The following is a 20227-nucleotide window of genomic DNA, read 5'->3' on the forward strand; positions in this document are numbered from 1 at the left end:
TCACGCGTCCGCATGCGGCACGGAGTGGCGGGCCACGACGCCGGAAGCCAGGTCGGCCCCGGCGAAAGCACCCGAACGGGCCCGTTGCGCGAGGGTGCGCGCGATGATCCGGTCCGTCACCCCCGGCAGGTGCCGCGCGAGGAAGAACTCGACGGCGCCGCGACGGGTCGTCGTCAGGTCCCGCCGCGCCCGGCGGCGCAGCACGGCCGCGAGCACCGTGTCCACCACTCCCTCCAGCGGTTCGTACCGGCTCATGCCTTCCAGGGACAGCCCGGCCGCGGCGGTCGAGTCGTGGATCGGGCTACGCACGGCGGAGGGGTAGACGCAGGTGACGCTCACGTGCGTGCCGACCTCGACCCGCAGCGCGTCGGCGTAGGCGACGAGGGCCCGCTTCGACGCGCCGTAGGCGGCCGCCAGGGGCAACTGCATCACCGCCATGCGCGAAGCGAGCATGACGACCCGGCCCCGCGAGGCGATCAGGTCACCGAGGCAGGCGGCGGTGACCCGCCACGCCCCGAGCAGGTTGATGTCCATCTGGCGGCGCACCTCCGCCCCCGGGGGCAGTTCGGCGGGCGCCGGACCGCCGATCCCGGCGTTGTTGATCAGCACGTCGAGACCGCCGAGCGAGGCGATCGCCCGCGCCACGACCGCGGGGACCGCCTCGTCGTCGGTGATGTCGCAGGCCAGGACCTCCACCGGATCCTCAGGAGACGGGGCGAGGTCGATCCCGGCGACGTGCGCGCCGAGCGCGGCCAGGCGCGCGCAGATCGCCCGGCCGAAGGTGCCGGAGGCGCCGGTGACGAGCACGCGGAGACCGCGGGGATCGCGGTGACCGCCCAGCAGCGCGGAAAGGGGGGACTTGGCGGGGCTCATGCGGTGGTCCGTTCGTGGCGAGTCGGGGTGAAGGGCCGGGAGGTGCCGCGCGCGAGCCGGGCCCGCCCGGCCTTGATCTCGCGAGGCAGATCGGCGACGTAGGCGTCGAAGTCGATGCGCATCATCGGGCGCCGGTCCCCCCAGCGGGCGGTGGCGGCGCGCAGCGCCGCGGTGACGGCCCGCCGCTGCTCCGGCCCGTCCGGCAGGCCGTAGGCGCCGGACAGGTAGGCGGCGGCGAGCTTCGCCTGCGCCTCGACGACGGGCAAGGCGGCCCCCGTGGACTGCATCAGCCCGAGGAAGAGCAGGCTCGGGTCCTGAAGGTGGAAAACCCGTTTGTACAGCGGCAACCGCTCCGGGTCCCCGCCCGTCCAGCGCTCGTCGAGGAACGGGACGACCACCCGGTAACCGGTGGCCCACACGATCAGGTCGACCTCGTCGGCCGTGCCGTCGGTGAACACCACGCGCGAGCCGTCGAAACGCGCGATCCCCGGCCGCGCGGCGATCTCGCCGTGGGTGAGCCGGTGGAGGATGGTGTCGCTGATCGTCGGGTGGTTCTGGAACAGCCCGCCCGCGGGCGCGGGCAGGCCGTACCGCTCCGGCCTGCCCACGGCCAGGCGCAGCAGCGTCTCGGCGACGCGCTGGCGCACCCGCCACGGCAGCGCCGCCAGTGCGCCCCCGGTCGCGTCGGAGGGACGGCCGAACAGGTATTTCGGCACGATGTGGACGCCGTGCCGGGCCGACAGCAGGACCGGGCCCCGCGCCGGATGGGAGGCGTCCACCGCGATGTCCATGGCGGAGTTGCCCATGCCCACGACGAGCACCCGCCGGTCGCGGAAGATCTCCGCCGAGGCGTAGTCGTGGGCGTGCATCTGGGTTCCGGTGAACGTGCCCGGGTAGGCGGGTTCGGGCAGGCGGGGATCCCAGTTGTGGCCGTTCGCGACGAGGACGGCGTCGAACGTCTCGCTCTCCCCCGCCGCGGTCCGCACCGTCCACGCCCGCCCGGCGTCCTCCCGCTCCACCGACGTCACCGTCCGCCCGAACCGGAGGTGCGGTGTCAGGCCGAACGTGTCCGCGTAGGCGGCGAGATACCCGGCGACGAGATCCGCCGACGGGTAGTCCGGCCAGTGGGCGGGCATCGGGTAGTCGGCGAATTCGGTGCGGCCGCGGCTGGTGTTCAGGTGCAGCGAGGCGTAGGCCGGGGACTTCCCGCCGGTGTGGTCGCGCACCCACAGCCCGCCGGGCCGGTCCCCCTTCTCGTAGGTGACGACCTCGACGCCCGCGTCGAGCAGGGCTTTGGTCGCGGTGAGGCCGGCGGGCCCGGCGCCGATCACGGCGGCACGGCAGGCGGGTGGCATGGGCTTTCCCTCGGGACGGGACGGCGCGCGTGCCGGTCGTTGCTCCGGCTTCGTCGCCGCGACGGTCGTTGTGGTAGCTGCCAACGGTAGGGGCATTTCTCCCCCGGACCTCTGTCCCGGATCACGCGAATGCCCCACCCGGTTGTGGCGAGATACAAGGCGCCGGGCAGCATCGCCGCGTGGACGCATGGCGCAGGGTGGTCGACCTCATCGAGCGGGTGGTCGGCGAAGAGGATCTGCTGGCGGTGTCGGTGGCCGGTGTGCGGACGCTGGTGCCCGAGGTGGCGGTGCTCACCCCCGCCGACATCGCCGGGCACACCCGCGCGCTGCTCGCCGCGGCCGCCCGGGCGCTGGCGGCCCGGCGCGGCCCCACCGGGGCGGAACTGTCGTTCGTGGAGGATCTCGCCGTCACCCGGGCACACCAGGGAGTGCCCATCGAGGCGGTGCTGCGGGCGATCCACGTCGCCGAGCGCGCGATCTGGTCGCGGGCCCGCGAAGCGGCCGCGGCGGACGGGGTCGGCCCGGAACTCCTGCTCGACGCGCGGGAGCTCTACGACGACTGGGCCGAGGCGGTGCGCGGCAGGCTCATCGCGGCCCATCGCGCGGCGAACGCGGACCAGGCCCCGGCCAGGGACCGCGACGTGGCACTGCTGCGGCGGCTCCTCGACGGCGGTTCGGCCGCCGCGCTCGCCGCCGCCGAGGCGGGACTGCCGGTCACCGGCGGGCTCTGGGTCGCCGTCGCCCGCCCGGGCGGAGCCGCGGCGGTGCGCCGCGCACTGGCCGAACGCCACCGCCCGTCGCCCTCCGCCGTCGTCGACGGCCTGCTGGTCGCCGTGCTCGGGCAGGCACCGTCACCGCGGTCCGTCCCGGACGGAACCCTCGTCGGGCTGGCGGGCCCCGCCGAGCCGGAGGAGCTCACCGGCACCCGCCGCCTCGCCCTGGCCGCGCTCACCGCCGCGGAAGCGACCGCGCGGGCCGGTCTCGTGCACATCGCGGAGGTGCCCGTGCTCGCCGCGATCGTGGACCGGGCTGATCTGGCCGCGGCACTGCTCGAGAAGCACCGGCAGGCGTGGGCCACCCTCGGCGCGAACGCCGAACCGGTGGCCCGCGCGGTGTGCGCCTGGGTGGAGGCGGGCGGCGACACCAACCGGGCCGCCGAACGGCAGTTCGTCCACCCCAACACCGTGCGCAACCGGGTCCTGCGGTTCGCCGGGATCACCGGCATCGACCCCGGCACCGCCTTCGGCGCCGTCGACGCCTGGTGGCTGTGCCGGGCCTGGCTCGCCCGCCCCTGACCGTTTCCGCCTCCGGTGCCCGGTTCGGCCCACTGCTCCCGTCGCAGGCGATGATCCCCTGCCCGCGGGCCGGGCACCCGACCCGCCACAATGGACAGACCACTCCCGCCGGACACCCGGAAAACCGACAAAAGCCGGAAAACCCCCGCATCGCCCGGGTATCGGATGGGGAGAGGCGGGTGTGTCTTCCTTTTCCCGTGGGCACATCCGGAAACACACGCAACGTCGAGGCCCCCGGACACGTCTGAACCAGCGTGCCGGCACAGAAGAAGAGGAACCGCATGCCCGTCCGACCGACCGTGACCCGTCAGCGCCCGTGGGGTGTGGCCGTAGTGGCCGCGCTGGCTTCGGTGACGTTACTGGCCGGCGCCTGCTCGTCATCCCCCGACAGCGCCTCCCCGCCCAGTATCGCGACCGGCACGGCCGCCGCCGCTGCCGCCGCGCAGGTGAGCATCGACGGCGCGGGGAGCACCGACTTCAACCCCAAGACGCCGATCACGGTGAAGGTGAACGGCGGCAAGCTCACCACGGTCACCGTGACCAACGCCGCCAAGGGCAACGCGGTCAAGGGCGCGCTCGCCGCGGACGGCTCGACTTGGAGCTCCAGCGAACCGCTCGGGTACGCAACGGCCTACACCGTGGTGGCCGAGGCCACGGGCGCCGACGGCAAACCGGTCGAACAGAAGGCCACGGTCAAGACCCTGACCCCGGCCGCGCAGACCTATCCCGCGGTCATCCCCGCACCCCCGTCCGCGGGCCTGACCTTCGGCGTGGGCCAGATCATCGGGGTGTCCTTCGACCACGCCATCACCAACCGGGCGGCCGCCGAGAAGGCGCTGACCGTCACCTCGACGCCGCCGCAGCAGGGCGCGTGGCACTGGATCGACAACAAGACCGTGCACTACCGGCCGCAGAGCTACTGGCAGGCCGGAACGACCGTCAAGCTCGACGTGAACCTCTACGGAGTCGACCTCGGCGGCGGGGTGTACGGCAAGACCGACCGCTCGGTCACCTACCAGATCCACGATTCCTGGATCGCCAAGGCCGACGGGAACACCGACCAGATGCAGTTGCTGCACAACGGAGCCGTGGTCGGGACGATGCCGATCAGCCTCGGCAAGGACGCCACGCCCACCCACGTCGGCCCGCACGTGATCTCCGACAAGCAGCAGCAGGTGATCATGGACTCCTGCACCTACGGCGTGTGCCCGCCCGCGCCCGGCGCCTACCGTTCCACCGAGTACTGGGCGGAACGCATCTCCAACGACGGCGAGTTCGTGCACGAGAACCCCAACACCGTGAACCAGCAGGGCAGTTCGAACGTCTCGCACGGCTGCATCAACCTCAGCCCGCAGAACGCGCAGGCGTTCTTCAACCAGTTCGGGCTGGGCGACGTGGTCGAGGTGACCAACTCCGGCGGCCCGGCCCTGCCGCTCTGGGACACCTACGGCGACTGGGAGCTCAGCTGGGCCGACTGGCAGGCGGGCAGTGCCGTGCACAACTGAGGCGCACCCCGCGCCGACGGCGGCCGCCCAGTAAGGTCGGCGCCGTCGGCTCCGCCGGCGCGGGAAAGGGGGCGGGATGAGCACACTGCAGACGCTGGACCGGGGGCTGCGGGCCCTCGACGTCATCTCGCACGCCTCCGAGGGCATCTCGATCGCGGATCTGGCCCGCGAACTCGACGTCCACCGCGCCATCTGCTACCGCATCGTGTCCACGCTGGAGTCGCACCTGCTGGTGGCGCGCACGGAGGACGGCCGGGTCCGGCTCGCCGTGGGGGTCGCCGTGCTGGCATCGCGGTTCGAACCGCAGTTCAGCCGCGACGTGCGGCCGATCCTGCACGCCCTCGCCAACGAGACGCACGCGACCGCGTTCCTGTCCGCCGCCGAGGGTGAGGAAGCCGTGGTGATGATGGTGAGCGAGCCCGACGACAGCGTCCTCACCGTCGGGTACCGCGTCGGCAGCCGCCACCCCCTCTCCCTCGGCGCGGCGGGGATCGCCATCCTCGCCACCCGTGCGGAGCGGCCCGACGACCCCGAACCGGTCCGGCAGGCCCGCCGCGACGGCTACAGCCTCACCCGCGGCCAGCTGGAGCGCGGAGCGGTCGGGGTGTCCGCCGGGTTGAGGCTGCCCGCCGGGTTGTCCCCCGCCGTGGAACGCAGCGTCGGGGTCGTCGCGATCGACGGCCTGGACACCTCTGCCGCCGCCGAAGCCGTCACGCGCACCGCCCGGCAACTCGAACGCCTCCTCTGACGCCCGGCCGAGTCCTGCCCTCGGGTGCCGGGCGCTGGCCGTGAAGGGTCCCTTCACAGCCGAATCGACCGTGAAGGGGCCCTTCACGGCTCGCCCAGCCCCCGGTCAGCCGTACGCACCGGGCCGCGCGCTCTCCTAACGTCCTGGCATCGACCTCTTGACGCCCTCGGGGCCTCCACCTAACCTCACCGCTGTTCGCTAACAGAGACAGCATGTGCGTTATTAGTAAAATCACAGGTGGAGGCGGTGGAGAGATGAGCACAGGGTCGTGCCCGATCGATCATTCGGGAGCGGCGGCGGCCGCATGCCCGATGACGGCGCCGGTCTCGGGGGCGGCCGCGTTCGATCCGTTCGGCGAGGCCTACCAGGCCGACCCGGCCGGTTCACTGCGCTGGTCCCGTGACGGCGAACCGGTGTTCTACAGCCCGGAACTCGGCTACTGGGTGGTCACGCGGTACGAAGACGTCAAGGCCGTCTTCCGGGACAATGTGCTGTTCTCCCCCTCGATCGCCCTGGAGAAGATCACCCCGGTCTGCGAAGAGGCCACCGAAACCCTCGCGCGATACGGCTACGCGATGGACCGCACCCTCGTGAACGAGGACGAGCCCGCCCACATGGCCCGCCGCCGCGCGCTCATCGACCCGTTCACCCCGGCCCGGCTCGCCCACCACGAGCCGATGGTCCGGCGGCTGGCGCGCGAATACGTCGACTCGTTCGCCGACGCGGGAAAGGCGGACCTGGTCGACGACATGTTCTGGGAGGTCACCCTCACCGTCGCGCTGCACTTCCTCGGCGTGCCGGAGGAGGACATGGCCACCCTGCGGAAGTATTCGATCGCGCACACGGTCAACACCTGGGGCCGGCCCTCACGCGACGAGCAGGTCGCGGTGGCCGAGGCGGTCGGGAAGTTCTGGCAGTTCGCGGGCACCGTGCTGGACAAGATCCGCCGCGACCCCTCCGGCCCGGGCTGGATGCCCTACAGCATCCGCCTGCAGCGGGAGATGCCCGAGGTGATCACCGACTCCTACCTGCACTCGATGATGATGGCCGGCATCGTCGCCGCGCACGAGACCACCGCCAACGCCGCCGCCAACGCGGTGAAGGTCCTCCTGGAGAACCGGACGGTGTGGGAGGAGATCTGCGCCGACCCGTCCCTGATCCCGTACGCGGTCGAGGAATGCCTGCGCCACAACGGTTCCGTCGCGGCCTGGCGGCGCCTGGCCACCGCCGACACCGAGGTTGGCGGCGTGCCGATCCCCCGGGGCGCGAAGCTGCTGATCGTCAACGCCTCGGCCAACCACGACGAACGGCACTTCGAGCACGCCGACGAGTTCGACCTGCACCGGGACAACGCCGCCGACCACCTGACCTTCGGCTACGGCAGCCACCAGTGCATGGGAAAGAACCTGGCCCGCATGGAACTCCAGATCTTCCTCGAAGAGCTGACCCGGCGGCTCCCGCACCTGGAACTGGTTCCGGACCAGCAGATCACCTACCTGCCTAACACCTCCTTCCGTGGTCCGGACCACCTGTGGGTCCGGTGGGATCCCGCCGCCAACCCGGAACGCACGGACCCGGCGGTGCTGCTCCGGCGGCGTCCGGTGCGGATCGGCGAGCCGCCAAAACGGGCCCTCCCCCGCCGGGTCGTCGTCGAAGGGATCACCCGCGAAGCCGAAGGGGTGGTCCGCCTCCGGCTGGCCGATCCGGCGGGGCGGCCGCTGCCGCAGTGGTCTCCCGGAGCGCACGTCGACCTCGAAGTGGGCGGCCTGTCCCGCCAGTACTCGCTGTGCGGCGATCCCGGCGACAGCGCCTACGAGGTCGCCGTGCTCCGGGAAGGCGCGGGCCGCGGCGGCTCGCGCTACATCCACGACGAACTCGCACCGGGCGACACGCTGAACCTGCGCGGCCCGCGCAACCACTTCCGGCTCGATCCCGGCGCGCGGCGCTACGTGTTCGTCGCCGGAGGCATCGGGATCACGCCCATCGCGGCCATGGCCGACCACGTCCGTGCCGCGGGCGGGGACTACGAAATCCACTACTGCGGCCGGGATCGCACCGCCATGGCCCTGCTGGCGCGACTGGAGCGCACGCACGGAGACCGGCTGGTCCCGCACATCGGTTCGGAAGGGACCCGGCTGGACGTCGAACGCCTGCTCGCCACCCCGGTGCCCGGCACCCTGGTCTACGCGTGCGGTCCCGAACGCCTGCTGTCCGCTTTGGACACCGCAACCCGGCACTGGCCGGAGGACAGCCTGCGCGTCGAGCACTTCACGGCGGCGACGGGCCCGCTGGACCCCGACGGGGAGCACGAGTTCGACGTGGAACTCGCCGATTCCGGCCGGACGATCCGGGTGCCCGCGGGAAACACGGTGCTCGGCGCGCTGCGCGAGGCGGGCGTCGAGATCGCCAGCGACTGCGAGGAAGGACTGTGCGGTTCGTGCCAGGTGACGGTGCTCGCCGGAGAGGTCGACCACCGCGACCGCGTGCTCACCAAGGCGGAACGGGCCGTTCACAACCGCATGATGACCTGCTGTTCCCGGGCCACCGGTGACCGGCTGACCCTCGGCCTCTGAGAAAAACACAGAAAGGACCTGACAATGGCGTCAACGGTGGACCGAGTGGTGCCCTCCGGCACCCGGGCCACGGCCCCGGCCGGCTTCAAACGCGTGCTGGCCGGCAGCATGGCCGGAGCCGTCCTCGAATGGTACGACTTCGCGATCTACGGCATCCTCGCCGCGACCGTGCTCGGCCCGCTGTTCTTCCCCGGCAGCAACGGCGTCGCGAAACTGCTCCTCGCGCTGGCGACACAGGGTCTCGGCTTCGTCGCCCGGCCGCTCGGCGGCATCGTGTTCGGGCATCTCGGCGACCGCTTCGGCCGCAAGCCGATGCTCGTGGTGACCTTCACACTGCTCGGCACGGCGACCGCGGCGATCGGCCTGCTGCCGACCTACCACCAGATCGGCATCGGGGCCACCGTGGCGCTGGTGGTGTTGCGGATGGTCCAGGGCTTTGCCCTCGGCGGGGAGTTCGGCGCCGCCGTGCTGATGGTCAGTGAATACGGCGAACCCCGGCGCCGCGGGTTCTGGGCGTCGTGGCCGCAGGCGGGCGCCCCGCTCGGCACCGTGCTCGCCACCGTCCTGGTGACGGTGCTGACCTCGGCGTTTCCCGGCAAGGCCTTCGACACCTGGGGCTGGCGGGTCGCCTTCCTGTTCGCCGTTCCCCTGCTGCTGGTCGGCTTCTGGCTGCGCCGCAGCGTCGAGGAGTCCCCGGTGTTCCGCGCGGCCCAGGAACACGCCGAACAGCGGGCCCGGGGCAGCGAGCGCTCCCCCATCCTCGCCGCCCTCGCCAAGCCGCGCGCCGTGCTGCACGGCCTGGGGATGCGGCTCGGCGAGAACGTGGCGTTCTACGTCTACACGGTGTTCGTCATCGCCTACGCCAGCCGCGGCTTCGGCTACACCCGCGGAGACGTCGTGCTGGCGGTGACCTTCGCTTCGGTGTTCCAGTTCGCCGGCATGATCCTCGGCGGTGCCTGGTCGGACCGCGTCGGCCGCAAGCCGGCGATGCTGGTGCCCGCCGTGGTGCTGATCGCGTGGGCACCGGCGTTCTTCGCCCTGGTGCACACCGGCACCCTGCCACTGCTCTGGATCGGCGTCGGCGTGGGCGCCTTCTTCCACGGGATGCTGGCGGGCACCGAGGCCGCGTGGATCACCGAGCTGTTCCCGACCAAGCACCGCTACGCCGGTTCGTCGCTGGTGTTCCAGGGCTCGTCGATCATCGCCGGGGCGCCGGCCCCGCTGATCGCGGTGTGGCTCATCGACCGGTTCGGGGTGGGCACCGTCATCGCCTACCTGATGATCACCATGGCGGTCACCGTGCTGGCCGTGGTGACCAGCCGGGAGACGAAGGGCCGCGACTTCGGCGCGGCCGACTGAGCCGAAACCCGGCGGGGCACCGTGTTTTCGCGCGAGAGCGGGAAAACACGGTGCCTTTCCCCACAGGGCCGGCTTCCCCTGGCTCAGCGGTGGCAGAGAATCCGGAGTGTCGAGTCGTAGGTGTTGCGGTAACCGTCCTGGTAGCCCCTGTCGTACTCGGTTTCTCTCCAGCTGGGACCGCGGCCATAGCGCCCCGAACCCCTGCCCAGGCAATTGGCGTCCCGGGCCGCCTCCACCGCTTCCCGCCTGCCGTCGCGCGCGCCGGCTTCGTAGCCCCGTGAGTAATCGGTCCAGCGCGGTGGCCCCGGATATCCGGCGGCCACGGTGGAAACGTGGTCCGCCGCCCTGGCCTCGGGTATCGCCGCAGGGGCGAGCGACAGCATTCCGGCCACGGCCAGCGAACCGGCGAACAATGCCATGGACCGTTTCGCGCGCATTACAACACACCCTTTCCCAAACAGATGATTCGAACTCGAGGGAGAATTCGGCGATTTCACAATTTCCTTCGTGAAACCGGCTCGATGCGCCGAAAGCAGGCCGGTATCACACGTCAAGCATCCGACCGGGTGAACATCAAGTCAACCCCTCGGCCGTTCACTCACACGGACCGCATTACGATAACCCTGGGTATTTTGGCAAGGGTTCAATTGGCGTGACCGAGTTCCCTCGTAATCAACCATCCGGCGCCGGACCCGAATAGCATGAAGAAATGCGGTCGTCAGGACCCGGCCGCGTAGCGCCAGAAGTCCCGCATCATCTCCGGCGGGGTGGGCCCGCTCATCTGCCGCTGGGTCAGCAGAACGGTGACCGTGCCGGTGGCGGGCACGACGTGCGCGGCCGTCCCCGATCCGCCGACCCAGCCGTACCGGCCGGGCACGGTCCACGGGTCGCTGGCCGCGATGTCCACCGACCCGCCGAAACCCCAGCCCTGGCCTTCCAGGAACAGGGTGCTCGCCGCGCGCTGGGCCGCGGTGAGGTGATCGGTGGTCATCAGGCGCACCGACTCGGCCGACAGCAGCCTGCGGCCCCGGAAAGTGCCGCCGCCCAGCAGCATCCGGCCGAAGGCGAACCAGTCTTCGGCGGTGGACACCAGACCACCAGCCCCCGAGGCGAAGGCCGGCGGTGAGCTCCACTGCCCGTCCGGGGTGTCGAGCAGATCCAGCCCACCATCGGGGCCGGGGGCGTAGGAGCTGGTGAGGCGATCGCGACGGTCCTCCGGCACCCAGAAACCGGTGTCGGCCATGCCGAGCGGCTCGAACAGGCGCTCGGCCAGAAACTCCGGCAAGGGCTGCCCCGACACCCGTTCGATCAGCACGCCCAACAGGTCCGAACAGGTGTTGTACAGCCACGCCTCGCCCGGCTGGTGCAGCAGGGGAATGGCCGCCAGCCGCGCGAGCCAGCCGTCCGTGGCCGGTATCCGCTGCGGCCGGAGGTTCTGTTCCTGGACCAGCGCCAGCAGCGGCTGGACCGCGGGCAGCGAGAAGTTCGCGGGAAAGCCGTACCCCGCGCGGAAGGTGAGCAGATCGCCCACCGTGATCGGCCGGACCGCCGGTACCACGTCGTCGACCGGGCTCGAGGGCGTGCGCACGACGACCGGGGAGGCCAGTTCCGGCAGCCATCGTGCGATCTCCTCGTCCACCGCCACCCGGCCCTCGTCGATCAGCATCATCACCGCCGCGGCCGTGATGGGCTTCGTGATCGAGGCGATGCGAAAGATCGAGTCCCGTCGCATCGGCGGCGCGTCCCCGGTGCCCGCCGCACCGGCCGCGGCCACCTCGACCCGGTCCCCATGCGCCACCAGAGCCACCGCGCCCGGCACGGTGCCGTCGTCGACGTAACCCTGCAGAAGGTCGTACAGCCTGCCCATCGTCCACCTCTCCTAGTCGGTACTGACGGAAGGTAGACCCCGGGTACGACGAAAACTCGTCGGCGGACGGGTTCTCCACGATCGGTGGACACGACGGCCCGTCGCGGCCCCGGCACGGCGGTAGCGTCGGACCATGGACGCACATTCCGCGAGGGGCCTGGCGTTCGCCGCCGGTCCGACGCTCGCCGCCGCCGCGATCGGCTCGCTGGCCGCACGCCGGGCCCCGGAGATCTACCGGCGGCTGGCCAAACCGGCCTGGGCGCCGCCCCCGGGGGTCTTCGGTCCGGTGTGGACAGTGCTCTACACGGCGATCGGGGTGGCGGGCTGGCGGTTGTGGACCCGGCGCGCCGGCCGGAAGGCGCTGGGCCTGCATCTCGCGCAGCTCGCCCTCAACGCGGCCTGGACACCCGCCTTCTTCGCCGCGCGCGACCGCACCGCGGCGCTCGCCGTGGTGGCCGCCCTCGACGGCGCCCTCGCCGCGGAGATCGCCGTCGTGGCACGCCGTGATCGCGCGGCCGCCGCCCTGCTCGCGCCCTACCTGGGCTGGTCGGTGTTCGCCACGGCGCTCACCGCCTCGGTCGGCGATCCCGCCGGTCCGGCCGGTCGCGCCACCCGCCGGTAGCCCACCTCGGCGGGGTCCCGGTGGCCGTGGCGGCGGGTGCCGAACTCGGTCACGAACGAACGGTCCGGCGGCACGAGCCGCACCGGGGTAAGCCGGAAGTAGGTCCGGGCGGCGGCGTGGGTCGCCGCGGCCACCACCGGCGACGGTTCCGCGAGGCCGTGCACGCGCCGCAGGTCCGGTGTGCACAGCGACGAGAAGACCTGGGGCCCCAGTGGACGCAGCGCGGGCGGGAACCAGCGCCGGGCGAAGTCCTCCACCAGCGCTCCGGTGACCGCGCGCCCGCCTTCGCTCGGCGCGTAGCGGCTCGCCTCGTACCCGGTCATCCAGGTCCGCAGGACGGCCCGGCTCTCCGGGATGCCGGTGATGCCCTGGGCCCGCGCCACCGCCGACCAGAACCGCCAGTGGCCTTCCCGTTCGGCTTCGGAGAACGGTGAGGTACCGACCAGGGCCGCCAACCGCTGCGGTTCCAGGGCCAGGGTGGCCAGCGTGTAGAGGGATTCGTCGTTGGCAATCGGGAAGTGCGCGTGGATCGCGTTCATCCGCTCGATCCACCGGCGGGCGTCGGCCGAGGCGAGGTCCCATTCCAGGAACTGGCCGAAGAACACGATCGTGTCGTCATTGCGCCGGGCGGTGTCGACGATGATGTCGCCCTTGCCCCGCCGCCACAGCACCCGGGCGATCGACGGGATCGCCACCTGCCGCGCGAACGCCACCGAGAACAGGGCGTGCACCAGCATCGGCTGCCCATGCAGGATCTGCAGGCTGAGCCTGGCCACCTCCTGGGCCTCCCGTACCGGGTCCAGCCCGCCGATCCGGCGCCGGATCGTCATCCCCAGCCTGCGACTCCGCATGACCACCTCCGTTTTGGACAACATACGCTGTCCAAAGTCGCGCTGACAAGCCCGCGAGGGTGCCGTCACAGTCGGCTGCGGCGATCGGCGTGAGTCCCGTTTCGCTTGCCAGAAGCGGCGGAGCCGCTTGCGGCGGGTCGTCAGCTGGCACCGCCGCGGGTTTTGACGTGGTTCCTCGCAAGAACAGCACTGCCAGCGCTTCGTGAATTGGCATTCATGAGGAGGCGATCCCACAGCGAAGGACCGCGTCAGGTTCCGCCACCCGCACCGCCACGCTTCGATACAGGCCTTAGCGGGCAGAATGGGGCCATGCGTACCCCGGCGAAGCAGGACTGGAAGGGCGTCTCGGCCGCCGAACGGCGCGAGCAGCGCCGGACCAGGCTGCTCGACGCCGCCGCCGAACTCCTCGGCACCGAGGGCGTGACCGCGGTCACCGTCCGCGCCACCTGCCGGACGGCGAAGCTGACCGAGCGCTACTTCTACGAGGAGTTCGAGGGCCGGGACGCGCTGCTGACCGCCACCTACGACCGCAGCGCCGTCCGGGTCATCGCCGCACTACGCGAAGCGATCCCGGCCGGCATCAGCGGCCTGCGCGCGCGGGCCCGCGCCGGCGTGTCCGGGTTGCTGGACTACTTCGCCCACCACCCGGCCGACGCGCGCATCCTGGTGATCGAGGCGGTACGGGAGCCGGTCCTGACGCGGCGCGGCACCGAGGCCACCATCCTGCTGATGAGCCTGGTGACGGACGAGAAGGCCGACCCCGTGGACGAGATCCTCACCGGCACGGTGCTCGGCGCGGGCCTCGGCGTGCTCTTCGCCGCCTGGCTCGACGGCCAGTTGCCGGTGGACCGCGAACGGTTCGTCGAGCACGCCACGCGCCTCATCGAGCACACGGTGCGTGTCTCCAGTCACTCCGAGGACCAGACCACAGAGGGATAGGTCACACGGAACTCCTTGCTGGGCGGGGAAAACCGTCGTCCTCCGCTAGCACAATCCGCGGCCGCAGGGCAAATTCCAGCCGTCTCGGTCCGCCCTGTGAAACGAGATGCCCCGGACCGCGCACGTGCTGCAGGATGACCGGGCCGCCGCGATCCGCGTGGCCGTCATCTCCTTCGGTCCCCCTGAGAGGTCTCATGTCTTCGCCCAACACCCCTGATCCGGAAGCGGCGCTGCCCGAAAAGCCGGGCCGCGGCAAGGGGTTCTTCCTCGGCATCGCCGCCGTGGTGATCGTCGCCGTGCTCGCGGTGGTGCTCGTCGTGGTCAACTCCGGCGGCGGGTCCGCCGACACCGCGGGCCGGACGACCGTCCGCATTGGAGTGACCGACGCAAGCGCCGACTACTGGAAGAGCTTCACGGAACTGGCCGCCGGCGAGGGCATCGACGTGAAGCTGGTCAACTTCAGCGACTACACGCAGGCCAACCCCGCGCTGTCGCAGGGCCAGCTCGACCTCAACCTGTTCCAGCACATCCTGTTCCTCGCCAACTACAACGTGTCCAAAGGCGACACCCTGACCCCCATCGGCTCGACCTACGTGGTGCCGCTGAGCCTGTATTCGCGCAGGCACGCGGCCCTCGCCGAGATCCCGGCCGGGGGCAGGGTCGCGATCCCCAACGACCCCACCAACCAGGCGCGGGCCCTGCTCGTGCTGCAGTCGGCCGGGCTGATCAGCCTGCGCGGCGGCGGCACCGTGCTGTCCACCCCGGCCGAGATCGATCCCGCCGCCTCGAAGGTGGCGGTGACCCCGGTGGACGCCTCCCAGACGGTGGCCGCGCTGCCCTCGGTGGACGCCGCGATCGTCAACAACAACTTCGCCCTGGACGCCGGTCTCGACCCGTCGAAGGCGCTGTTCAACGACGACCCGAAGAACCCCTCGGCGGAGCCCTACATCAACGCGTTCGTCAGCCGCGCCCAGGACAAGGACAACCCGGTCTACCTCAAGCTCGCCGCGCTCTACCGCGATCCGCGCGTGAGCGACAAGGTCGAGGCTCAGTCCAAGAACACCGCCGTGCTGGTGGACCGCTCCCAGGCCGAGCTGGCGAAGATCCTTTCCCGCCTGGAAGACACCGTCCGGGCCGCCAAGAAATGACCGGGGCGCCGCTCATCGAGTTCCAGCACGTCACCAAGACGTTCACCGGCGGCGGGCGGACCGTCACCGCCGTCGACGACGTCGACCTTCGCATCGAGGCGGGCCAGATCTTCGGGATCATCGGGTACTCGGGTGCGGGCAAGAGCACCCTGGTGCGGCTGATCAACGCGCTCGAGCCGGTGACCTCCGGCCGGGTGCTGATCGACGGGGTCGACCTCGGCACGCTCAAGGAGCGGCAGCTGCGGCAGGTGCGGGCCGGGATCGGCATGGTCTTCCAGCAGTTCAACCTGCTGGCGTCCCGCACCGTGTTCGGCAACGTCGCCTACCCGCTCAAGATCGCCGGGTGGAAGCGCGAGCAGCGCCGGAGCCGCGTGGCGGAACTGCTCGGCTTCGTCGGCATCGCGGACAAGGCGTGGAACTATCCCGACCAGCTCTCCGGCGGGCAGAAGCAGCGGGTGGGCATCGCCCGCGCGCTGGCTACCAACCCGAAGATCCTGCTGGCCGACGAGGCGACCAGCGCGCTGGATCCCGACACCACGGGCGAGGTGCTGCGCCTGCTCAAACGGGTCAACACCGAACTCGGGGTGACCATCGTGGTCATCACGCACGAGATGGACGTGGTGCGGGAGATCGCCGACCACGTGGCCGTGCTCGACGGCGGCAAGGTGGTCGAGCACGGCAGCACCTACGACGTGTTCTCCGCGCCGAAGACCGGGACCGCGCAACGGTTCGCCGGCACCCTCGTGCGGGAAGCCCCGCGGGGCGATGATCTCGGCCGCATCCGCGCGCGGCACGGCGGACGGCTGGTTTCGGCGCGCGTCCAGGACGGCGGAGGCCTCGGCGCCGTGCTCTCCGACGCGCTCGGACGCCACGGAGTCCGGTTCGAAATCGTCTACGGCGGCATCACGGCCCTGTCCGGCCGGTCCTTCGGCGGGCTCACCCTCGAGCTGATCGGGGAACCGTCCGCTGTGGACGCCCTGATCGCGGAACTGCGCGACACCACCGAAATCGAGGAGATCCCGGCATGAGCATCGACTGGTCCACGCTGGGCCCGGTGTTCCTCGACGCGATCGGCCAGACCCTGTGGATGGCGATCGCGACGCTGATCATCGGCGGCTTCCTCGGGCTGCTGCTGGGCGTGCTGCTGTACACCACTCGGCCCGGCGGGATCCTGGCCAACCGGTTCGTGTTCACCGCGCTCAACCTCGCGGTGAACATCATCCGGCCGATCCCGTTCATCATCTTCATCACCGCGATCGGGCCGCTGACCATCGCAGTGGTGGGCACCCAGCTCGGCACCGGTGCGGCCACGTTCGCGCTCGTCGTGGCGGCCACCTTCGGCATTTCCCGCATCGTGGAGCAGAACCTGGTGACCATCGATCCCGGGGTGATCGAGGCGGCCCGCGCGATGGGGGCGGGCCCGTGGCGGATCATCGGGACCCTGCTGGTGCCGGAGGCACTGGGGCCGCTGATCCTGGGCTACACGTTCGTGTTCGTCGCCGTCGTCGACATGACGGCGGTGGCCGGCGCGGTCGGGGGCGGCGGACTGGGCGACTTCGCCATCACCTACGGCTACCACCGGTTCAACTGGGCGGTGACCTGGCTCGCGGTGATCACCATCATCGTGCTGGTCCAGGCTGCGCAGTTCCTCGGCAACCGGCTGGCCCGCAAGGCCTTGCGCCACTGAGCACGGTGCCGTGCCGTGAAGGGGCCCTTCACAGTCGTATCGGCCGTGAAGGGCCCCTTCACGGCCGTCGCTGGGCCAGGGCGCCCTGCCCTGCTCAGGCGGGCAGGGCGCGCCAGGCTTCCCGGCGGTGGGCCTGCAGGGCCGGATCGGCGACCGGCGCCGCGGCGATGAGCCGTTGTGTGTAGGGCTCGCGCGGATTGCCGAGCACGCTCGCGACGCCGCCCTGTTCGACGATCCTTCCCTGGTGCAGCACCGCGACCCGGTCGGCGATCCGCTCGACGACCGCCAGGTCGTGGCTGACGAACAGGCAGGCGAAGGACAGTTCGCGCTGCAGTTCGCCGAGCAGGTCCAGCACGGCGGCCTGCACCGAGACGTCCAGCGCGCTGGTGGGCTCGTCGGCGACGAGCAACCGCGGTTTCAGCGCCAGCGCCCGGGCGATGCCGACGCGCTGGCGCTGCCCGCCGGACAGCTCGTGCGGATACCGGAGCGCCCAGGACGGGTCGAGCCTGACCGCGTCCAGCAGTTCCGCCACCCTGGCCCGCCGGTCACCCGGGTACCCGTGCAGCTCCAGGGGTTCGGCGATGCTCGCCCCGATACTCGCCCGCGGGTTCAGCGCGGAACCAGGGTTTTGGAACACCACCCCGATCCCGCGCCGCACCCGAAGGCGGGCCCGTTTCGCCGCGGTCGCCAGATCGACGCCGTCCACGGTCACCACTCCCCCGGAGATCGGGGCCAGGCCGAGCAACGCGGCGGAGATCGTGCTCTTGCCCGAACCGGACTCGCCGACCAGGCCCAGCACCTCACCCGGCGCGATGTCCAGGCTCACCCCGTCCACCGCCCGCACCGGCGGGCGGCCCCGGTAGGTCACCCGCAGGTCCCGCACCGACACCAGCGGCTCCCGCGCGGGAGGGGTGCCACTGCCGGCCGCGGTACCGCTTCCCAGTGACAGCACAGAATCCATCAGCTGCCGCGTGTACTCCGCCGCCGGCGCCGCGAACAGGCGGTCCACCGCGCCGTGCTCCACCACCTCGCCGTTCCGGAGCACGACCACGCGGTCGGCGAGATCCGCCACCACCCCCATGTCGTGCGTCACCAGCAGGATAGCGGTGCCCAGCCGGTCACGCAGCCGCCGCAGCAGGTCGAGGACGGCCGCCTGGACGGTCACGTCGAGCGCGGTCGTCGGCTCGTCGGCGACCAGCAGCGCGGGATCACCGGCCAGTGCCATCGCGATCACCACCCGCTGCAGCTGACCGCCGGAAAGCTCGTGCGGATAGGCACGCAGCGTCCGGCCCGGCTCGAGTTCCACGAGCCCGAGCAGTTCCCGCGCCCGCTCCCGGGCCTTCGCCCTGGTCACCTTCCGGTGCGCCCTGACCGCGTCGACGAGCTGGGTGCCGACCCGCAGGACCGGGTTGAGCGCGCTCATCGGTTCCTGGAACACCATGCCGATCTCGCCGCCCCGCACCGCCCGCAGCTCCTCCGGTGCGAGCTTGTACAGGTTCCGTCCTTTCAGGACGGCCGATCCGGTGACGGTCACCGTGCCCGGCAGCAGGCCCAGCAGCGACATCACGGTCACCGACTTGCCCGACCCGGACTCGCCGACCAGCGCCACCACCTCCCCCGGCGCCACGTCGAAACCAACGTTCCGCACGACCTGGACGCCGGAGAAGGCGAGGGAAACCCCGGTCAGGGACAGCAACGGCTCCGGCATGGGCTACTTCGCCAACCCGATCCGGAGGTAGTTCGGGTAGGCGGGGAACTCCCCGATGGTGAAATCGCCGACCTTCGAACCGTGCAGGAACGAGTTGCGAGTGTAGATGAGCGGCACCACCGGCGAGTCCTGCAGGATCCGGCGGTCGGCCTGCGCCCACAGTTTCCCGGCGGCGGCCTGGTCCAGCGTCCCCTGCGCCTGGGCGATCAGCGCGTCCACCTCGGGCGCCGAGTACCGGGACAGGTTGTAGCCTCCGTTACCGATCTCCGAGGAGCCGAACAGCGGCTGGATGTTGGCGTTGGCGCTGGGGAAGTCCGGCTGCCACGAACCGAGCGTGAGGTCGTAGGACCCGTCGTTGCCGGTGACCACCGCCTCCCAGGCATCCTCGTCCAGCGGCCGCAGGGTGGTGTGGATCCCGGCGCGCACCAGCGCCGCCTGGATCGCCTGCGCCTTGTCCGCCATGTTGTTCGATGTGGACACCGGGAAGTCCAAATTGTCCAGACCGTTGGGATAGCCCGCGGCCGCCAGCAGTTCCTTCGCCTTGGCCACGTCCCCGGTGGGCGGTGCCGGGTAGAGGTCGAACACCTCGCGTCCGGCGATGCCCTCGGTGATCAGGGTGGTCGCGACGGGGCCCGCGAGGTCTGCGCTGCCCGCGGTCGCGATCTGGTAGGCCTGCTTGTCCACCGCGTACTGGAAGGCCTGCCGCACCCGGGGGTTCGCCAGCGGGCCGCGGCGGGTGTTGAGCGCCAGGTAGGCGAGCGCGCCGGACTTCGAGGTGACCACCCGCGGCTTCACCGCCGGGTTGCCCTGGAGCTGCGCGAGCTGGGCCGGGGCGACGAAGGCCGAGCCGAAGGCGTAGGCGTCGTTGCCGGAGTCGGCGATCAGCCGCTGGGAAATCACCGAGGCGTCCTGGCCGAGCTGGAACACGATCTCCTCCGGCAGGCCGGTGCGCGCCACGTCGGTTTTGGGGTCCCAGTGCGGATTGCGGCCCAGGCGGACCTCGACGCCCTTGGCGTACTTCGTGACCTGGTACGGGCCGGAGGCCACCGGCTGGGTGTCGTAGGTGGCGTCGGTCCCCTTGCCGCGGGGCACGGGCGCGAAGGCGGGCATGCTCGCCAGCCACGGCCAGTCCCCGTAGGACCGGTTGAGGTGGAACACGATCGTCTTGTCGTCGGGCGTCTCGATCGAGGCGAGGTCCCCGCCCTCGAACGGGCCGCGGTAGGACTCGGCACCGGCCAGCAGCGCCTTGTGGTAGCCGAGGCCGCCGGAGAACGCCGGGGCGAACGACCGCTCGATGCCGTACTTGATGTCGGCCGCGACGATCGGCGTGCCGTCCGCGTAGGCCAGCCCGTCCTTGAGGGTGTAGGTCCACGTCTTGCCGTCGGCGCTGGCGCGCCCGGTGTCGGTGGCGAGGTCCGGCACCACGGTGGCCGGCCCGTCCGGAGAGGTCTGCCACGCGGTGAGCCTGCGGAACAGCAGGCCCAGCGAGGTGATCGCCAAGCCCTGGCTCTTCGCCGGGTCCAGGTGCAAGGAGGTGGTGTCGGAAAGCACGTACAGCGTGCCGCCCGCCGCTACCACGGCCTGCTGCCCGCCGCCCGCCCGTTCGTTGGCGTTGCAGGCGGCCAGCAGCGAGCCCGCGCCCGTCATCGCGGCGGTGGCCCCGATCATCCGGAAGAAGCCTCTGCGGTCCATCGAGT

General features: G+C 71.4%; 17 protein-coding genes. 10 read left to right on the forward strand and 7 right to left on the reverse strand.

The window, feature by feature from the left end; genetic code table 11:
• Both ORV05_RS16135 and ORV05_RS16140 read right to left on the reverse strand, forming a co-directional pair.
• Positions 1-873, reverse strand: coding sequence for an SDR family NAD(P)-dependent oxidoreductase (locus ORV05_RS16135; protein ID WP_268759316.1), 873 nt, complete (start codon positions 871-873; stop codon positions 1-3).
• Complete coding sequence (locus tag ORV05_RS16140) at positions 870-2228, reverse strand: flavin-containing monooxygenase (RefSeq protein WP_268759317.1); 1359 nt, start codon at positions 2226-2228, stop codon at positions 870-872. The genes ORV05_RS16135 and ORV05_RS16140 overlap by 4 nt, the downstream gene beginning before the upstream one ends.
• A 179-nt stretch (positions 2229-2407) precedes the next feature.
• Between ORV05_RS16140 and ORV05_RS16145 the strand changes: the two genes are divergently transcribed.
• The 5 genes from ORV05_RS16145 (at position 2408) to ORV05_RS16165 (ending at position 9708) form a co-directional block, all read left to right on the forward strand.
• Complete coding sequence (locus ORV05_RS16145; RefSeq protein ID WP_268759318.1) at positions 2408-3523, forward strand: PucR family transcriptional regulator; 1116 nt, start codon at positions 2408-2410, stop codon at positions 3521-3523.
• 281 nt (positions 3524-3804) lie between these two features.
• Positions 3805-5028 (forward strand): L,D-transpeptidase, encoded by a 1224-nt coding sequence (locus ORV05_RS16150; RefSeq protein ID WP_268759319.1) that lies wholly within the window; start codon positions 3805-3807, stop codon positions 5026-5028.
• Positions 5029-5104: 76 nt separating this feature from the next.
• The gene (locus tag ORV05_RS16155) at positions 5105-5776 is read left to right on the forward strand and encodes an IclR family transcriptional regulator (RefSeq protein WP_268759320.1); all 672 of its coding nucleotides are present in this window, start codon (positions 5105-5107) and stop codon (positions 5774-5776) included.
• A gap of 254 nt (positions 5777-6030) precedes the next feature.
• The gene (locus ORV05_RS16160; RefSeq protein WP_407652762.1) at positions 6031-8349 is read left to right on the forward strand and encodes a cytochrome P450/oxidoreductase; all 2319 of its coding nucleotides are present in this window, start codon (positions 6031-6033) and stop codon (positions 8347-8349) included.
• Positions 8350-8373: 24 nt separating this feature from the next.
• Positions 8374-9708, forward strand: a complete 1335-nt coding sequence (locus ORV05_RS16165; RefSeq protein ID WP_268759321.1) for an MFS transporter — start codon at positions 8374-8376, stop codon at positions 9706-9708.
• An 83-nt stretch (positions 9709-9791) separates the two neighbouring features.
• Here ORV05_RS16165 and ORV05_RS16170 read toward each other — a convergent pair whose 3' ends face one another.
• Positions 9792-10145: a hypothetical protein gene (locus ORV05_RS16170; RefSeq protein WP_268759322.1), complete on the reverse strand. Its 354-nt coding sequence runs from the start codon at positions 10143-10145 to the stop codon at positions 9792-9794.
• A gap of 281 nt (positions 10146-10426) precedes the next feature.
• On the reverse strand, positions 10427-11575 hold the full coding sequence (locus tag ORV05_RS16175) for a serine hydrolase domain-containing protein (protein ID WP_268759323.1): 1149 nt from the start codon (positions 11573-11575) through the stop codon (positions 10427-10429).
• A gap of 133 nt (positions 11576-11708) precedes the next feature.
• Between ORV05_RS16175 and ORV05_RS16180 the strand changes: the two genes are divergently transcribed.
• Complete coding sequence (locus ORV05_RS16180) at positions 11709-12197, forward strand: TspO/MBR family protein (RefSeq protein ID WP_268759324.1); 489 nt, start codon at positions 11709-11711, stop codon at positions 12195-12197.
• Here ORV05_RS16180 and ORV05_RS16185 read toward each other — a convergent pair.
• Entirely contained in the window at positions 12110-13048 is a 939-nt protein-coding gene (locus ORV05_RS16185) for an oxygenase MpaB family protein (RefSeq protein ID WP_268759325.1), read from the reverse strand. The two genes, ORV05_RS16180 and ORV05_RS16185, sit on opposite strands and share 88 nt — an antisense overlap.
• A 309-nt stretch (positions 13049-13357) precedes the next feature.
• On the opposite strand from ORV05_RS16185, the gene ORV05_RS16190 reads away from it, so the two are divergent.
• From ORV05_RS16190 to ORV05_RS16205, 4 genes are all read left to right on the forward strand, one after another.
• Positions 13358-13987 carry a TetR/AcrR family transcriptional regulator gene (locus tag ORV05_RS16190; RefSeq protein ID WP_268759326.1) on the forward strand — a complete coding sequence of 210 codons (630 nt, stop codon included), beginning with the start codon at positions 13358-13360 and terminating at the stop codon, positions 13985-13987.
• 194 nt (positions 13988-14181) lie between these two features.
• Complete coding sequence (locus ORV05_RS16195) at positions 14182-15135, forward strand: MetQ/NlpA family ABC transporter substrate-binding protein (RefSeq protein WP_268759327.1); 954 nt, start codon at positions 14182-14184, stop codon at positions 15133-15135.
• Positions 15132-16163, forward strand: a complete 1032-nt coding sequence (locus ORV05_RS16200; protein WP_268759328.1) for a methionine ABC transporter ATP-binding protein — start codon at positions 15132-15134, stop codon at positions 16161-16163. The genes ORV05_RS16195 and ORV05_RS16200 overlap by 4 nt, the downstream gene beginning before the upstream one ends.
• On the forward strand, positions 16160-16822 hold the full coding sequence (locus ORV05_RS16205; RefSeq protein WP_268759329.1) for a methionine ABC transporter permease: 663 nt from the start codon (positions 16160-16162) through the stop codon (positions 16820-16822). The genes ORV05_RS16200 and ORV05_RS16205 overlap by 4 nt, the downstream gene beginning before the upstream one ends.
• 94 nt (positions 16823-16916) lie before the next feature.
• On the opposite strand, the gene ORV05_RS16210 is transcribed toward ORV05_RS16205, so the two are convergent.
• Both ORV05_RS16210 and ORV05_RS16215 read right to left on the reverse strand, forming a co-directional pair.
• Positions 16917-18530: a dipeptide ABC transporter ATP-binding protein gene (locus ORV05_RS16210; protein WP_268759330.1), complete on the reverse strand. Its 1614-nt coding sequence runs from the start codon at positions 18528-18530 to the stop codon at positions 16917-16919.
• A gap of 3 nt (positions 18531-18533) precedes the next feature.
• Positions 18534-20222, reverse strand: a complete 1689-nt coding sequence (locus ORV05_RS16215) for an ABC transporter substrate-binding protein (RefSeq protein ID WP_268759331.1) — start codon at positions 20220-20222, stop codon at positions 18534-18536.
• Between the last annotated feature and the right edge of the window lie 5 nt (positions 20223-20227).

This window comes from Amycolatopsis cynarae, from assembly GCF_026802195.1.
In the GTDB taxonomy this organism is placed as follows: Bacteria; Actinomycetota; Actinomycetes; order Mycobacteriales; family Pseudonocardiaceae; genus Amycolatopsis_E; species Amycolatopsis_E rhizosphaerae.

Excerpts from the sequence above, each read along its gene's own strand:
- ORV05_RS16180 (WP_268759324.1), top strand. The coding sequence starts at position 11,709 with ATGGACGCACATTCCGCGAGGGGCCTGGCGTTCGCCGCCGGTCCGACG.
- ORV05_RS16170 (WP_268759322.1), bottom strand. The coding sequence starts at position 10,145 with ATGCGCGCGAAACGGTCCATGGCATTGTTCGCCGGTTCGCTGGCCGTG.
- ORV05_RS16175 (WP_268759323.1), bottom strand. The coding sequence starts at position 11,575 with ATGGGCAGGCTGTACGACCTTCTGCAGGGTTACGTCGACGACGGCACC.
- ORV05_RS16165 (WP_268759321.1), top strand. The coding sequence starts at position 8,374 with ATGGCGTCAACGGTGGACCGAGTGGTGCCCTCCGGCACCCGGGCCACG.
- ORV05_RS16190 (WP_268759326.1), top strand. The coding sequence starts at position 13,358 with ATGCGTACCCCGGCGAAGCAGGACTGGAAGGGCGTCTCGGCCGCCGAA.
- ORV05_RS16160 (WP_407652762.1), top strand. The coding sequence starts at position 6,031 with ATGAGCACAGGGTCGTGCCCGATCGATCATTCGGGAGCGGCGGCGGCC.
- ORV05_RS16150 (WP_268759319.1), top strand. The coding sequence starts at position 3,805 with ATGCCCGTCCGACCGACCGTGACCCGTCAGCGCCCGTGGGGTGTGGCC.
- ORV05_RS16195 (WP_268759327.1), top strand. The coding sequence starts at position 14,182 with ATGTCTTCGCCCAACACCCCTGATCCGGAAGCGGCGCTGCCCGAAAAG.
- ORV05_RS16200 (WP_268759328.1), top strand. The coding sequence starts at position 15,132 with ATGACCGGGGCGCCGCTCATCGAGTTCCAGCACGTCACCAAGACGTTC.
- ORV05_RS16140 (WP_268759317.1), bottom strand. The coding sequence starts at position 2,228 with ATGCCACCCGCCTGCCGTGCCGCCGTGATCGGCGCCGGGCCCGCCGGC.
- ORV05_RS16185 (WP_268759325.1), bottom strand. The coding sequence starts at position 13,048 with ATGCGGAGTCGCAGGCTGGGGATGACGATCCGGCGCCGGATCGGCGGG.
- ORV05_RS16215 (WP_268759331.1), bottom strand. The coding sequence starts at position 20,222 with ATGGACCGCAGAGGCTTCTTCCGGATGATCGGGGCCACCGCCGCGATG.
- ORV05_RS16135 (WP_268759316.1), bottom strand. The coding sequence starts at position 873 with ATGAGCCCCGCCAAGTCCCCCCTTTCCGCGCTGCTGGGCGGTCACCGC.
- ORV05_RS16205 (WP_268759329.1), top strand. The coding sequence starts at position 16,160 with ATGAGCATCGACTGGTCCACGCTGGGCCCGGTGTTCCTCGACGCGATC.
- ORV05_RS16210 (WP_268759330.1), bottom strand. The coding sequence starts at position 18,530 with ATGCCGGAGCCGTTGCTGTCCCTGACCGGGGTTTCCCTCGCCTTCTCC.
- ORV05_RS16155 (WP_268759320.1), top strand. The coding sequence starts at position 5,105 with ATGAGCACACTGCAGACGCTGGACCGGGGGCTGCGGGCCCTCGACGTC.